General features: G+C 61.6%; 16 protein-coding genes. 7 read left to right on the top strand and 9 right to left on the bottom strand.

All coding sequences use genetic code 11. From position 1 onward, the window contains the following. Positions 1-6 precede the first annotated feature (6 nt). Positions 7-1725, top strand: coding sequence for an aa3-type cytochrome oxidase subunit I (ctaD, locus tag QRN52_RS08115; RefSeq protein ID WP_284752223.1), 1719 nt, complete (start codon positions 7-9; stop codon positions 1723-1725). Next, positions 1722-2123: a cytochrome c oxidase subunit 4 gene (locus QRN52_RS08110; protein ID WP_284752222.1), complete on the top strand. Its 402-nt coding sequence runs from the start codon at positions 1722-1724 to the stop codon at positions 2121-2123. The genes ctaD and QRN52_RS08110 overlap by 4 nt, the downstream gene beginning before the upstream one ends. A gap of 118 nt (positions 2124-2241) precedes the next feature. Here the strand turns inward: QRN52_RS08110 and QRN52_RS08105 are convergent, their stop codons facing one another. Further along, positions 2242-2535 carry an HPr family phosphocarrier protein gene (locus QRN52_RS08105; RefSeq protein ID WP_284752221.1) on the bottom strand — a complete coding sequence of 98 codons (294 nt, stop codon included), beginning with the start codon at positions 2533-2535 and terminating at the stop codon, positions 2242-2244. Positions 2536-2676: 141 nt separating this feature from the next. Between QRN52_RS08105 and QRN52_RS08100 the strand changes: the two genes are divergently transcribed. After that, complete coding sequence (locus QRN52_RS08100; protein ID WP_284752220.1) at positions 2677-3492, top strand: GntR family transcriptional regulator; 816 nt, start codon at positions 2677-2679, stop codon at positions 3490-3492. Between the two features lie 94 nt (positions 3493-3586). Here QRN52_RS08100 and qcrB read toward each other — a convergent pair whose 3' ends face one another. The 4 genes from qcrB to ctaE all read right to left on the bottom strand — a co-directional run bounded on the left by qcrB (position 3587) and on the right by ctaE (position 7923). Beyond that, entirely contained in the window at positions 3587-5260 is a 1674-nt protein-coding gene (qcrB, locus tag QRN52_RS08095) for a cytochrome bc1 complex cytochrome b subunit (protein ID WP_234749250.1), read from the bottom strand. After that, positions 5238-6308 carry a cytochrome bc1 complex Rieske iron-sulfur subunit gene (qcrA, locus tag QRN52_RS08090; RefSeq protein WP_284752219.1) on the bottom strand — a complete coding sequence of 357 codons (1071 nt, stop codon included), beginning with the start codon at positions 6306-6308 and terminating at the stop codon, positions 5238-5240. The genes qcrB and qcrA overlap by 23 nt, the downstream gene beginning before the upstream one ends. 99 nt (positions 6309-6407) lie before the next feature. Further along, positions 6408-7196, bottom strand: a complete 789-nt coding sequence (gene qcrC, locus QRN52_RS08085; RefSeq protein WP_284752218.1) for a cytochrome bc1 complex diheme cytochrome c subunit — start codon at positions 7194-7196, stop codon at positions 6408-6410. An 88-nt stretch (positions 7197-7284) separates the two neighbouring features. Beyond that, entirely contained in the window at positions 7285-7923 is a 639-nt protein-coding gene (gene ctaE, locus QRN52_RS08080; RefSeq protein ID WP_236810900.1) for an aa3-type cytochrome oxidase subunit III, read from the bottom strand. 148 nt (positions 7924-8071) lie between these two features. Between ctaE and trpD the strand changes: the two genes are divergently transcribed. Then, on the top strand, positions 8072-9130 hold the full coding sequence (gene trpD, locus QRN52_RS08075) for an anthranilate phosphoribosyltransferase (RefSeq protein WP_284752217.1): 1059 nt from the start codon (positions 8072-8074) through the stop codon (positions 9128-9130). A gap of 23 nt (positions 9131-9153) precedes the next feature. Here trpD and QRN52_RS08070 read toward each other — a convergent pair whose 3' ends face one another. Further along, a complete protein-coding gene (locus QRN52_RS08070) occupies positions 9154-9435 on the bottom strand; it encodes an Lrp/AsnC family transcriptional regulator (protein ID WP_078108932.1) in 282 nt (93 codons plus the stop codon). Positions 9436-9496: 61 nt separating this feature from the next. Beyond that, complete coding sequence (locus QRN52_RS08065) at positions 9497-9895, bottom strand: DUF3054 domain-containing protein (RefSeq protein WP_284752216.1); 399 nt, start codon at positions 9893-9895, stop codon at positions 9497-9499. A 120-nt stretch (positions 9896-10015) separates the two neighbouring features. Here QRN52_RS08065 and QRN52_RS08060 point away from each other — a divergent pair, with 120 nt between their 5' ends. After that, entirely contained in the window at positions 10016-10390 is a 375-nt protein-coding gene (locus tag QRN52_RS08060; RefSeq protein WP_284752215.1) for a VOC family protein, read from the top strand. A 155-nt stretch (positions 10391-10545) separates the two neighbouring features. Continuing rightward, positions 10546-10965 (top strand): VOC family protein, encoded by a 420-nt coding sequence (locus QRN52_RS08055; RefSeq protein ID WP_284752214.1) that lies wholly within the window; start codon positions 10546-10548, stop codon positions 10963-10965. A gap of 59 nt (positions 10966-11024) precedes the next feature. Here QRN52_RS08055 and QRN52_RS08050 read toward each other — a convergent pair whose 3' ends face one another. After that, entirely contained in the window at positions 11025-12551 is a 1527-nt protein-coding gene (locus QRN52_RS08050) for an LCP family protein (RefSeq protein WP_284752213.1), read from the bottom strand. Between the two features lie 118 nt (positions 12552-12669). On the opposite strand from QRN52_RS08050, the gene QRN52_RS08045 reads away from it, so the two are divergent. Further along, positions 12670-13302 (top strand): LysE family translocator, encoded by a 633-nt coding sequence (locus QRN52_RS08045; protein WP_284752212.1) that lies wholly within the window; start codon positions 12670-12672, stop codon positions 13300-13302. A gap of 81 nt (positions 13303-13383) precedes the next feature. Here the strand turns inward: QRN52_RS08045 and QRN52_RS08040 are convergent, their stop codons facing one another. Then, on the bottom strand, positions 13384-13737 hold the full coding sequence (locus QRN52_RS08040; RefSeq protein ID WP_284752211.1) for an efflux permease Rv1217c-related protein: 354 nt from the start codon (positions 13735-13737) through the stop codon (positions 13384-13386). Positions 13738-13819 lie beyond the last annotated feature (82 nt).

Genomic DNA, 13819 nt, shown 5'->3' with positions numbered 1-13819 from the left:
AGCGACGTGGCTACTTACACTCAATCCGCCGGGGTCCTCGACGCTCCGGTAGTACCGAAATCCAAGGGACGCATCGTCGTCAACTGGATCACCTCCACTGACCACAAGACCATCGGGTACATGTACCTGATCGCGTCCTTCGTGTTCTTCTGCCTGGGCGGTGTCATGGCGCTGCTGATCCGTGCCGAGCTCTTCGAGCCCGGCATGCAGATCCTGCAGACCAAGGAACAGTACAACCAGCTGTTTACGATGCACGGCACCGTGATGCTGCTGATGTTTGCGACGCCGCTCTTCGCAGGGTTCGCGAACGTCATCATGCCGCTTCAGATCGGTGCCCCCGACGTTGCCTTCCCGCGACTGAACGCACTGGCTTTCTGGTTCTTCCTCTTCGGTTCCACCATCGCGGTGTCCGGCTTCATCACCCCGCAGGGTGCCGCCTCCTTCGGCTGGTTCGCCTATGCCCCCTTGTCGGACACGACATTCACCCCGGGCGTGGGTGGAGACCTTTGGGTCTTCGGCCTGGCATTGTCCGGTTTCGGAACCATCCTCGGTGCCGTGAACTTCATTACCACCATCATCTGCATGCGCGCTCCCGGCATGACGATGTGGCGCATGCCGATCTTCACCTGGAACACCCTCGTGACGGCAATCCTGGTTCTCATGGCCTTCCCGCCGCTCGCCGCCGCGCTCTTCGCCCTCGGCGCAGACCGCCGCTTCGGAGCCCACATCTTCGATCCGGAGAACGGCGGAGCTGTCTTGTGGCAGCACCTGTTCTGGTTCTTCGGCCACCCCGAGGTCTACATCATTGCGCTGCCGTTCTTTGGCATCGTCTCTGAGATCTTCCCGGTATTCAGCCGCAAGCCGATCTTCGGCTACAAGGGCCTGGTCTACGCGACCATTGCCATCGCTGCCCTGTCTGTTACTGTCTGGGCCCACCACATGTACGTCACTGGATCGGTACTGCTGCCGTTCTTCTCCTTCATGACGATGCTGATCGCGGTACCCACCGGCGTGAAGTTCTTCAACTGGATCGGTACGTTGTGGCAGGGCTCGATTACCTTCGAGACGCCTATGCTCTGGAGCATCGGCTTCCTGGTCACCTTCCTCTTCGGCGGCCTGACCGGCATCATCCTGGCCTCCCCGCCGCTTGACTTCCACGTTTCAGACTCCTACTTCGTCGTAGCGCACTTCCACTATGTGGTCTTCGGAACTGTCGTGTTCGCCATGTTCGCGGGCTTCTACTTCTGGTGGCCCAAGTGGACCGGCAAGATGCTCAACGAACGCCTCGGCAAGATCCACTTCTGGCTCCTGTTCCTGGGCTTCCACGGCACCTTCCTGATCCAGCACTGGCTCGGCGTCGAGGGCATGCCCCGCCGCTACGCGGACTACATGCCGCAGGACGGCTTCACCTGGATGAACCAGTTCTCCACCATTTCATCCTTCGTGCTGGGCGCTTCACTCCTGCCGTTCTTCTGGAACGTCTACATCACGTGGCGCAGCAACAAGAAGGTGGAAGTGGACGATCCCTGGGGCTTCGGCGCTTCGCTCGAGTGGGCCACATCCTGCCCGCCGCCGCGGCACAACTTCACCTCGCTGCCCCGCATCCGTTCCGAACGTCCTGCCTTGGACCTCCACCACCCGGAACTCGCTCAGCACCACACTGCGCTGAGCCCTGAGCCGGCAGCAAAGGTGCTCGGCAACGCTGATCAGAAGGACGCCAAGTGAAAATCGAATCATGGATCTTTGGAGCCGGGACCTTCTTCTTCGTCCCCGTCGCACTGGCCTACGGTTTCCTGACCCACTGGTCTGAGTGGGTTGGAACCCTGGGCATTCTCCTGGTCGGTGGCCTGGCAGGCATGATCGGCGGCTACCTCGGGTTCACTGGCAAGCGAGTCGGCATGCGCCCGGAAGACCGTGCGGATGCTGAGATCCACGAAGGCGCCGGCGAGCAGGGACACTTCAGCCCCTGGAGCTGGTGGCCGCTGGTCCTCGGTCTGGCTTGCGCCGGTGGCTTCCTTGGCCTAGCCGTGGGTTTCTGGATCACCTTTGTCGCCGCGGGCCTGGCCCTCGTTGCCTTGGTCGGTTGGGTCTTCGAATACAGCCGTGGAGACCACGCGCACTAGAAGTACCTGAATACGACGTCGGGCCCCACCAAATTGGTGGGGCCCGACGTCGTTGTTGTTAAGGATGATGACCGAAAGCTACCCCCGGGGGGAGGCCCGGCTCGTCGGCTTTGCCCGCTCACTGACCTTCTACGGCCTCCAGGACGGCCGAAAGCGCGGCCAAGGCATCGTTGACCTCATCAAGCGTGAGACCAGCTTGTAGCGCTTCTCCGGAGACCGAGAGGACCACCTCGCAACCGTGGCCGAAATCTTCGGTCATGACCTCGAGCAAAGAACGCGCATCCACGGCTTGCTGGCCGGGCTTGCGGATCGTCACCGGAAGGCCTGTGGCTGTCACAGCCCGCACGAACACGGCGGCAGCACGTGCGTGGAGGCCGATCTCTGCGGCGACGATGGCTTTGTGCTCGGGCAAACCGGCTCCTTTGACTCGGACGGCCGAAATGCCGACTGCGATTTTGATCCCTACAAGCCTAGCGCCGCCACGCGACGGCAACGTTCGCAGCGCTCAGCTGGTCTAGACCTGCCGGTGGATTCGCCTACGCTTAATCCATGAATGATTTTGTGGCCGGAGTCCGTCGTGCCCGCTGAGGCAGCACGTATCGCGGGGGAGATCGACCGCAAGAGCGGCACTCCCATCTACGTTCAGCTGCGCGAGATCCTGCGTAGCTATATCTCCGAGTCCTGCAAGCCCGGTGCGGCATTGCCTTCGGAGCGGGACTTGTCCGAACGCTTCGGACTTGCCAGGATGACGGTGCGGCAGGCCATTGATGCCCTCGTCGGCGAGGAAGTCATTGAACGGGTGGTTGGACTGGGAACTTTCGTCCGCAAACCGAAGCTGGACCTCCAAGTGAAGCTCACGTCGTACAGCGAGGAAATGCAACGCCGCGGCATGGTTCCGGCAGCCAAGGTCCTGAGCTTTGAACAAATCGCGGCGAGTGCCTTCCTGGCGAGGGAACTCCAGCTGGAGGAAGGGACGCCGTTGGTCCGCTTCAGACGGCTCCTGCTCGCCGACAACGAACCCATGAGCGTGGACGAGAACTTCATCCCCGCCCATCGCGTGCCAGGTCTTTTGGACGAGGCGCCTCCCACCTCCTTGTACAACGTGCTGAGTGAGAAGTACGGACTGGTGATGGAGTGGGGAGAGGACATGATCGAAGCGACGGCAGCATCGCCATCGACAGCGCGGCTGTTGAACGTGGATGTCGGTACGCCGTTGCTCAAGATTCAGCGCCACGCTTTCGTTGCCCGCGCCATGGTGGACTACTCCGTGTCCTACTATCGGGCCGATCGGTACAAGTTGTGGGTCCCGTTGCAGCGCCCGGGCGTTCGCTCCACCCGAAGCCAATCCACGGGGTACCGCACCCACTAACTCAAAGCGTCCAGGGCCGCCCGCCTGAAAGCCCGAACAACGAGAGAAGGCCCCGTCCACGTGGACGGGGCCTTCTCTGTGCTCTCTGCGGGAGCTAGTGGCTCAGGCTCTTGTGCTCTTCGCCGGACTCGATGGCCTCATGGTGGCCGTGTCCGTGAGCCGCTTCAAGCTCGGCCGGTGTTGCCGGAGCAACACGGTCTTCGAAGAACCACTTGGACAATGCCGCGCGGCGCTTCTCCTTCGGGGTGACCACACCGTGCTCGTTCGGCTCGGCCGGCAACGGGGAAGGCGACTCGAAGCCTACAAGCTTGTAGTGCTTGTAGTCGTCGAGGGGTGCGTGTACCTCGATGAACTCACCGTGCGGCAGGCGCACGATGCGGCCGGTTTCGCGGCCGTGCAAGGCAATTTCACGGTCCTTGCGCTGGAGCGCAAGGGCCACGCGCTTGGTCACCATGAACGCAATGATCGGGCCGATGAAGAACAGCGTACGCAGCCAGTACGTGACGTCGTTCAGGGCAACGTGGAAGTGCGTCGCGATGAGGTCCGAGCCGGCAGCGGCCCACATGACGCAGTACCAGGTAAAGCCTGCGACGCCAATGGCGGTACGTGTGGGAGCGTTACGCGGACGGTCGAGCACGTGGTGCTCGCGGTTGTCCTTGGTGATCCAGCGTTCGATCCACGGGTACATGAACAGCACCGTGAAAATGATGCCTGCGGGAACCAATGCGGGCAGCAGCACATTCAGCGTCAGCACATGGCCGAAGATGATGTATTCGAAGTGGAAGTCGTTGACAACACCAGGCATGAGTCGCAGGGCGCCGTCGACGAAGCCGATGTACCAGTCGGGCTGGGTACCGGCCGACACTGGGGAGGGGTCGTACGGTCCGTAGTTCCAGATCGGGTTGATAGTGAACATCGCGGCCATGAGCGCGACGACACCGAACACGATGAAGAAGAAGCCACCGGCCTTTGCGGCGTAAACCGGTCCCAAGGGGTAACCGACGACGTTGCCGTCGTTGCGACCCGGGCCGGGGTACTGCGTGTGCTTGTGCACAACCACCATGAAGAGGTGGATGACGATCATCAGCAGAATCATGGCCGGGACCAGCAGGATGTGCAGCACGTACAGGCGGCCGATGATGGCCGTACCCGGGAACTCGCCACCGAAGAGGAAGAACGAGATATACGTACCGATCACCGGGATGGACTTGATAACACCATCGATGATTCGCAGGCCGTTACCGGAGAGAAGGTCATCGGGAAGCGAGTATCCCGTGAAGCCTTCAGCCATTGCCAGGATGAGCAGGACGCCGCCCACCACCCAGTTCATTTCACGAGGCTTGCGGAAAGCACCCGTGAAGAACACACGCAGCATGTGGACACCAAGCGATGCCACGAAGAGCAAAGCCGCCCAGTGGTGGACCTGGCGGAAGAACAAGCCACCGCGAATGTCGAAGGAAATGTTCAGCGACGAGTTGTACGCGACCGACATTTCGACGTTGGTCAGCGGCGTGTAAGAACCCGTGTAGTGGGTCTCGGCCATCGACGGGTCAAAGAAGAACGTCAGGAAGGTACCCGACATGAGGAGAATGACGAAGGAATACAGCGCCACCTCACCGAACATGAAGGACCAGTGGTCGGGGAAGACCTTGCGGCCGAATTCACGCAGGATTCCGGATCCGCCGACGCGCTCGTCAACGAAGTCCGTGATCCGGCCAACCTTGGTTTTGGGTACGAAGGGGACTTCAGCTGTTGATGAGGCGCTCATGCTCGTCACGCTCCCAGTAACTCGGTCCTACAGGTTCTTTGAAATCGCTCGTGGCTACGAGGTAGCCCTCAGCGTCTACCGCGATGGGCAGCTGGGGGAGCGGACGGCTGGCGGGGCCGAAGATAACCTTGCATTCCTTGGTGAGGTCGAAGGTTGACTGGTGGCACGGGCACAGCAGGTGGTGCGTTTGCTGCTCATAAAGGGCAACGGGGCAGCCGACGTGGGTGCAGATCTTGGAGTAGGCAACGATTCCGTTGTAGCTCCAGGTTTCGCGGCCCTTGGAAATCGTCAGGTCATCCGGGTTGAGGCGCATGAGCAAAACGACGGCCTTGGCCTTCGCGTTGAGCTTGCCCTCCTGGAGTTCGTTGAGGCCTTCCGGGATCACGTGGAACGCAGAACCAATGGTAACGTCCGATGCCTTGATCGGAGTTCCGTCGGGGTCGCGGGTGAGGCGCTTGAGCTTGCCGTCCTGGGGAGCCCACATGGTGTGAGCGAGGGTGTTGTCCGGGCGGGGACCAAGGTCACCGAATACTGCCAAGGCCGGGAGGGGCGCCAGCGCCACGGCACCCAGAAGGGTGTTGCGGATCAGCGGGCGACGCTTGATGCCGGTTTCCTCGACGATGTCCTCGACGATTCGCACGGCTGCCTGGCGGTCTTCCTCGGTACGGATGGCGTGGCGCTCTTCCGATACCTCGTGGTCCGGCATGAGGGCCTTGGCCCAGTGCACGATGCCCGTGCCGATGCCAAGCATCGCGAATGCGGTGCCAAGGCCGAGCAACAGGTTCTGGGTGCGGATCGTTGCGATCGTGGAGTCTTGCCCAAGATCGATGGCAAAGTACGACACCAGGAAGATCACCGTGCCGATGACGGAGATGCCAAACAGTATGGCTACCTGTCGCTCGGCTCGCTTAGCGGCTCGCGGGTCCGTGTCAGCCAGGCGCAAACGGTGCGGAGGAAGCCCAGGATCCTGGAACTTCTCCACAACATTCTGACCAGCCGTAGCTACGGTGCCCGAGTGGTTCGGACTGCCGTCACTATGGTTGCCCATAATTCGCCTCATCCTTCTCTCGTTGTCCCGGCCGTAACCGGGTTAATGTTCAATTCAAAACTGCTGTGGGGACAGCAGAAGTTCTTGTAGTGCGCTGGCCTAGGACGTACGGGACGTCAGCCAGATGGTGAAGGCGATGATGACGCCGAGGCCTGCAACCCAGACGAAGAGACCTTCGGATACCGGACCCAGGCCTCCGAGGTCGTTTCCACCCGGCGAGCCGTTGGTTTCGATCTTCTTCAGGAAGGTGATGATGTCGCGCTTGCCTTCAGGAGAGATGTTGGCGTCGTTGAAGACGGGCATGTTCTGCGGACCAGTGGCCATGGCTTCATAGATGTGCTGACCTGAGACTCCAGCCAGGGCCGGAGCGAACTTTCCACGGGTCAAGGCACCGCCGGCGGCTGCGGCGTTGTGGCACATCGCGCAGTTGACGCGGAAGAGTTCGCCACCCTTGGCGGCATCTCCGTTTTCGTCGAGCAGCGATGCATCGGGAATTGACGGGCCAGCGCCGAGCGAGGCGACGTAGGCTGCCAGCTGCTGGGTTTGCTGGTCGTTGAACTGCCTCGGCTTTTCCTGGGCCTGGGGTCCGTTCATCTGCATGGGCATACGGCCGGTGCCAACCTGGAAGTCAACTGCAGCAGCACCCACACCGACCAGCGAGGGGCCGTCCTTGGTTCCGCTGGCGCCCATGCCGTGGCAGGTGGCGCAGTTGGCGGCGAAGAGCTTGCCGCCTTCCTGGGCGTCGCTTGCGCTGAAGGTAGTGGTGTCTGCCTTCGCCTGGTTGACCGTTGTGGCAACGGCGTAGAGCCCACCAGTGACGAGGAGTCCCATCAGCAGCAGCGCAATGGCTGCCAGTGGATGACGTCGCTTCTGCGAGAGTGCCTTCACGTGGTGGTTCCTTTTTTCGATCCTGCGTCGGCTCCGCGAGCCGCTTCTTTAAAATTCATCCTCTTGTGGAACAAGAGTCGGTGCCGGGCTACTTCAGTACGTAGATGACCAGGAAGAGGCCGATCCACACAACATCCACGAAGTGCCAGTAGTACGAGGTGACGATTGCCGAGGTCGCTTCAAAGTGCCCGAACTTCTTGGCGGCGTATGCGCGCCCAATGATGAACAGGAAGGCGATGAGGCCGCCAATGACGTGGAGGCCGTGGAAGCCGGTTGTCATGTAGAACGCGGAACCGTAGGCATTGGCCGAGAGCGTAACGTGCTCGGACACAAGCATTGCGTATTCGGTGGTCTGGCCGGCAACGAAGAAGGAGCCCATGATGAACGTCAGGATGAACCATTCGTTCATGCCCCAGCGGGTGAACTGCAGAACACCACCTCGACGGCGCGGCTCAAGTCGCTCGGCGGCGAAGACGCCCATCTGGCAAGTGAAGGAACTTGACACAAGAACGATCGTGTTTACAAGCGCAAACGGGAAGTTGAGCTTGCCGGTTTCTTCCGCCCACAGCGCGCCCGACGTGGAGCGCAGCGTGAAGTACATGGCGAAGAGACCGGCGAAGAACATCAACTCACTGGAAAGCCACACAACGGTTCCAACGGAAACCAAATTGGGGCGATTCAGCGTCGGGTGCGCCGGGGTACTGGGGGCATGGGTCGCAGATGTCACAAGGACATTATGTCTGTAAAAGTCCGGACTTCCCAATGCGAACCGCCATTTGGGGAGACTTTTTCTACAAACACGCGAATTCGCGCGGAAAAGTTCCCGACGTCCTTAGCATTGGTCACGGAGCAGGGTGGATCGCTAGCATCAAGTGGTGACTTCACAGGCATCTGCAGAGCAGGCAAGCAACTCGTGGCCCGGACTCATCTCCGCATTGATCGACGGGCATGACCTCTCGGTCGGGAACACGGCATGGGCCATGAACACGATCATGTCCGGGGAGGCCGCCCCTTCCCAGATTGCCGGTTTCCTGGTGGCCCTGCGCGCCAAAGGGGAGACGGTGGATGAAGTCACCGGACTGGTCGAGGCGATGCTCTCCAACGCCAAACCTGTGAGCATTCCGGGCGAAAAGCTTGACATTGTGGGAACCGGCGGCGATCGCCTCAACACGGTCAACATCTCGACGATGGCTGCCCTTGTGGCGGCGGGGGCGGGTGCGCGCGTCGTAAAGCACGGCAACCGGGCGGCATCGTCGTCGTCGGGCTCGGCCGACGTCCTGGAAGCCTTGGGCGTGAGGCTCGACTTGCCGATCGAGCGCGTAGCCCGCAACGCCGAGGAGGCGGGGATCACTTTTTGCTTCGCCCAGGTATTCCACCCGTCATTCCGGCATACCGGCGTGGTGCGGGCGGAACTTGGCATTGCCACGGCGTTCAATTTCCTGGGACCGATGACCAACCCGGCCCATGTCCAGGCTTCAGCCGTGGGTGTTGCCAACGCCACCATGGCTCCGTTGATCGCCGGGGTCCTGGCTCGGCGAGGGAGCCGCGGACTGGTGTTCCGCGGGGAAGACGGCCTTGATGAACTCACCACCACAGGTCCATCCACGGTGTGGGAAATCAGGAACGGGCACGTCACGGAGCAGCGGTTCTCGCCGGTGGATCTTGGGATCGCTGCGGCGACCGTCGCCGATCTTCGAGGCGGCAACGCCGAGGCGAATGCCGCCGTCGTGCGCGAAGTACTTGAGGGGAAGCCGGGCCCGGTCCGCGATGCCGTGTTGCTCAACGCCGCCGCAGGCTTGGTGGCCTTCGACACTGCCGCAGACGGATCGTTCCTGGAACGAATGAAGTCAGCTTGGCTGCGGGCTGCGGAATCGATCGATTCCGGAGCGGCTACCCGGGTCCTTGACACGTGGGTCGGACTCACCCAAAGGTAGGCAAAGCGCCAGGATGCCGGCGGTTACTGCTCGAAGCCGAGCGAAAACGCGGCATCCAGATCATGCTGTGAGTACGCGCGGAAGGCGATGTGCGTGGTGGTGTGAACCACTGCGGGAACCTTGGAGAGTTTGTCGGCAATGACGTCCGCCAATTCCTCATGCTTCGCCACTCGCGCCACGGCAATAAGGTCCCATTCCCCTGTGACGGAGTAGACCTCGCTGATCCCTTGGATGGCGGAGATCTCCTCGGCCGTCTCCGGGATGCGTGAAGCGTCAGTCTTGATCAGGACAAAAGCGGTGATCACTGGGGGCGGCCTTTCCGAAGTGCAGCAGTGGACGTAGCAAGCCTAGTGCATCGGCGGGTGCTTAGGACCGGCGGCTCCGGCGGCGGACCCGCACCACGAGGGCGATCACAGAACGGTAGCCAAGCAGCAGTATCGCCAAGCTGATGAGAGCGACAATGATGAACGCTAGTACTACTGTCTGTCCGGTAGCCGCACGCAAAAGCATGCCCCCGGCCACGGTTGCAAGCCACACGGCGACGCCTGCCGGCCACGTCTGGAAGGGTGCCCGCCAGACCTTCACGGTGAGCCATCCGATCGCGGCGCCAGCAAGAAACGGCCAGGCCGTGGCAAAGACCCCTGTCAGAATGTCAGCACGCTGGTGTGCGTCGCGGCCGATGGCAGCGAAAACAAGAATGAGAATGGCGTCGGCCAATCCGGCGATGAGGGCAGTGCGGACCAGGGCGGGTTTTGCAGCAGGCATGGACACGACACTATCCCGCACTGATGCCGAACTCGAACCGGCACATCTTGAACCAGCAACGTGGACCGCGGAAGATATGGCTACCGAAGTTGAGGTGACGCCAATCCCCGGAGATACAACATGAGGTTAATCCAGGTTGCCCAGCGGGCAGTGGACCTCGACCGTGCAGCGGCGTTCTACTCCCGGCTGCTGGGCAGCGGGCCAAGCGGAAGATTCGATCCGCCCGGCCTGCTCTTCTTCGATCTCGACGGCGTCCGGCTTCTCCTCGATCGCGGCGCTCCGGCGTCGCTGATCTACCTTGACGTAGTCAATCTCCAGGTCGCTGTTGACGAACTCCGCGCCTCAGGGACAAAGATCATCCAGGAACCACAATTGGTCTACAGTCACGTCGACGGGAGCCTCGGACCAGCTGGAACCGATGAATGGATGGCCTTCGTCGAAGACAGCGAGGGCAACACCGTAGGCCTCGTCGGACGGGAGACGAGCGGCAGCTAGGAAGCGGGGCGGCCGCCGTCGGGCAGGACACACGACAGCGGCTGAGAGCGCCCTCCGGGCGCCGGACAAATTGCCTGTGGATGGTCCCGTCCGGCGCTGTTAGCATGACGAAAAGGTAGCCGATCGCGCTGCCCCAAACACTGAGGAGCCACGTAATGACCACGAACCTCAACCCGTACATCAGCTTTCGGGACAACGCCAAGGAGGCGATGGCCTTCTACCAGTCGGTCTTCGGAGGCGAACTGACTCAAAGCACTTTCGCGGAGTTCCACGCGAGCGAAGACCCCGCCGAAAGCGACAAGATCATGCACTCGGCACTCAAAACAGACAACGGACTGCTGCTCATGGCCGCAGACACCCCCAACAGCATGGACTACAACCCGGGAAACAACATCTCGGTGTCACTCAGCGGCGAGGACGAAGCGGAACTCCGCGGCTACTGGGACGGACTGGCCGACGGCGGGACTGTCACCGTGCCGATGGAGAAGGCACCCTGGGGAGACATCTTCGGGATGCTGACTGATAAGTTCGGCATTGCCTGGCTAGTCAACGTTTCGGGGGAGCAGCCTCAGTAGTACAAACAGAAAGCGCCCTCCGCCCCGCAATGGGGGACGGAGGGCGCTCTGTCTTCCGGCTATCCGACCGGGTTGGTCGTCTGGCAGGTCTGGTCTTGGGCGGTCTGGGCAACTACATCGTTGGGCTTGGGGGCCGGAAGCGTCGGCTTGTTGCCACTGGCGAAGTCTTGCCCGGCGTAGAGCTGGACCCCCTGGACACTGGCGACCTGCTGCACGCTCGTCGCAGGCAAACCGAACATTGCGGCGACGTCCGCGGCAACGTCGGCGAAGCCTGCACCGTAGTAGACCATGGTCTGTGCCCTGGCGTCGGCTTGGATCCTGGACAGCTTCGTGAATCCGCCGGCGGAGAGAATCGATCCGATCTCCTGGCTTTTGCCGGTCACGCCCGTTCCATTGGCGACGGTGATCGGTTGAAGCGACTTGTCGTATCCGGCTTTCGGGGCTTCCGTGGATGGAGCAGGGGACGCCGCGGCGCTTGGTGCGGGCTGGCTGAGGTCGGGGCTCTTGGTCAGGGCAGCAAAGAAGTTGCTTGCAGCAGGCTGGTCGAGGTCGAGCCGGTTGGGATCGGACGCCGCCGGGACGTTGGGCACAGTGATGAAGTTGACCTTGGCCGGGTCAATGTTCTTGAGCCTGCCCGCGATGGTCAACAGGGCCGGAACCGAGGCAAGACCGTTGTCGACGGTGAGGTTCTTCGTGACTGTATCGGCGATGCTCAGCATCTTCTGGGGGTTTCCGAGCGTTCCGTCGGCCTTGAGCTTCCGTACGAGGGAACCGAGGAACGATTGCTGCGCCTTGATTCGTCCGAGGTCTCCGCCGTCGGAAAATGCATGGCGGGTGCGCAGGAAAGCCAGGGCCTGGTCGCCTTCCACCTGCGAGGTGCCCTTGGGCAAATGCAGTCCGGAATCGGGGTCGTTGACTGCAGTGCTCACGCAGACATCGACGCCGCCGACGGCCTTGGATAGTTCGGTCACGGCGTTGAAGTCGGCCATCATGAAGTGGTCAACCTCCAAACCCGTGAGCTTGTTGACGGTGTCAACTGCGCAGCCGATGCCAGCCTCGGCCATCGCACTGTTGATCATGGCATTTTGCCGTTCGGGGTATTGCTTGCCGGTTTTGTTGTCGGTACAAGCCGGTACGTCGACCAACAAGTCCCGGGGGAAACTGATGACGTTGACATGGTTGTTGTCCGCGGAAATATCCAGCAACATCATGACGTCCGATTGGCCGTAGCCCGAAGATTGGTCGGTCGTGCCGAACTGCCCGTTCTTCCCGCTCCTGGTATCGGTACCCAGAACGAGGATTTGAAGCCGGTCCTTGCTGTCGTCCACCGGTCCTTCCGTCCTGACGCCTCCGGCGCCGAGTGCGGATGATGAGATGTTGGACTGAAGGCGCCACACCCAATACCCTCCAAACGCGATGACTGCGATCAGCAAGACAGCCACTGCGGCGCTGGTGATTTTGAACCAGCGGGGCGAACGGCGGAAGCTGAACCGCCGGCTGCGGGCAGCCAGCTTTCCCTGGCCCGGGTAGGCAACAGGGGGTGACTGACCCGGCTCCGGGCTGGGTGCATCGTGGCGAGTGACCAAAAGGGAACTACCTCTCCAAGGGAAATACGGACGGCCCTATTGTAGCTGTGGGCTCTGGGAAGGTTCCGTGAGGCCCGCGGCGCCCAGTGCAGATACCGCGCAATGATTCAATGGGAGCATGACTCTGAGTTCACTTGCGGCGTTTGTTGGGTTGTGCGTGATTTTGGCCCTCACTCCGGGTCCTGACTCGTTCCTCGTCTTGAGGTACAGCCTGTCAAACGTCAAGGCCGGCCTCTCAGCGGGTCTCGGCTCCTCGCTCGGCAGCATCTTTTGGGCAGGGCTTGTCGGCATTGGATTGGCGGCGCTTCTGGAACAGTCGGCCGAGGCCTACCGGGTAGTGAAGATCATTGGTGGCTTGTACCTGATCTACCTGGGGATCAGCGCCTTTATCCACAGCCGGCGCGGCCAGTCCACCCACCAGGAAGAAGACGTCCCGGGGACGGGCCCCAAACTGCGCTCGAGCTTCTTCGCGGGACTTGTATCGTGCATGCTCAACCCCAAAGTCGGCCTGTTTTTCCTCGCGGTTGTGCCCCAGTTCCTACCTCCGGGGGAAGCGTCGCTTGGACTGACGATGATGCTCGGAGTCATCGACTTCGCAATTTCGATGCTCTACCTCGGAGTCCTGTCCTTGGTGGCGACCAAGGCCGTTCTCTGGCTGAAGAGACCATCTGTCACGAAAGCGCTCGAACGGACGTCTGCCGCGATCCTCACGGCACTTGGCTTGGGGACTGCGGTTTCGGCAAACAGCTGAAGGGGATGACGCAGGTCTCGCCCTGAGCCAGTTCGAGTGCCGTACCTTCCTTGGCCTGTGGGGAGCGGCCGTTCCCCAGCGTTAAGCCGTGGTCAGTTCACGCTGTTTCATACCTATTGTCGCCAGAATGGCGACCACCACCGCGATGCATAGCATCCATATGCCTCCGCTCCAGTCCGTGGAGGTGCCGATCGGCACAGGGGAGTGGGTGAACGGCGAGATGTCGCGCATCCATTCCGGCATGCCCACGAGTCCGCCGAACAGCCCGAATACCGTGCCGAGGCCCAGCAGGGTCCAACCCAGGCCCACGGTCAACCCGGGCAACACGACGAACACGAGTGCCAGCACGCTGAGGTACAGCAATGCTGCTGGCAGTTGGGCGGCTGCCGCCGCGAAGGAGTCGCCGACGCGGGCAGAATCATCGCCGACTGCCACGGCACTGATATGTAGCTACGGCTGTCAAGAGTGCATGGATGAGCGGCCCCTGGGGTTTTGTTCCGGGGGCCGCTCATCGTGT

The sequence above is a fragment of the Arthrobacter sp. efr-133-R2A-120 genome (assembly GCF_030209835.1).
Classification (GTDB): Bacteria; Actinomycetota; Actinomycetes; order Actinomycetales; family Micrococcaceae; genus Arthrobacter.
This window is presented reverse-complemented; position numbering and strand designations above follow the sequence as displayed.

Bases quoted from the DNA above. Each gene is read 5' to 3' on its own strand.
- QRN52_RS08100 (WP_284752220.1), top strand. From the start codon at position 2,677: ATGATTTTGTGGCCGGAGTCCGTCGTGCCCGCTGAGGCAGCACGTATC.
- qcrB (WP_234749250.1), bottom strand. From the start codon at position 5,260: ATGAGCGCCTCATCAACAGCTGAAGTCCCCTTCGTACCCAAAACCAAG.
- qcrA (WP_284752219.1), bottom strand. From the start codon at position 6,308: ATGGGCAACCATAGTGACGGCAGTCCGAACCACTCGGGCACCGTAGCT.
- QRN52_RS08065 (WP_284752216.1), bottom strand. From the start codon at position 9,895: ATGCCTGCTGCAAAACCCGCCCTGGTCCGCACTGCCCTCATCGCCGGA.
- QRN52_RS08060 (WP_284752215.1), top strand. From the start codon at position 10,016: ATGAGGTTAATCCAGGTTGCCCAGCGGGCAGTGGACCTCGACCGTGCA.
- QRN52_RS08055 (WP_284752214.1), top strand. From the start codon at position 10,546: ATGACCACGAACCTCAACCCGTACATCAGCTTTCGGGACAACGCCAAG.
- QRN52_RS08045 (WP_284752212.1), top strand. From the start codon at position 12,670: ATGACTCTGAGTTCACTTGCGGCGTTTGTTGGGTTGTGCGTGATTTTG.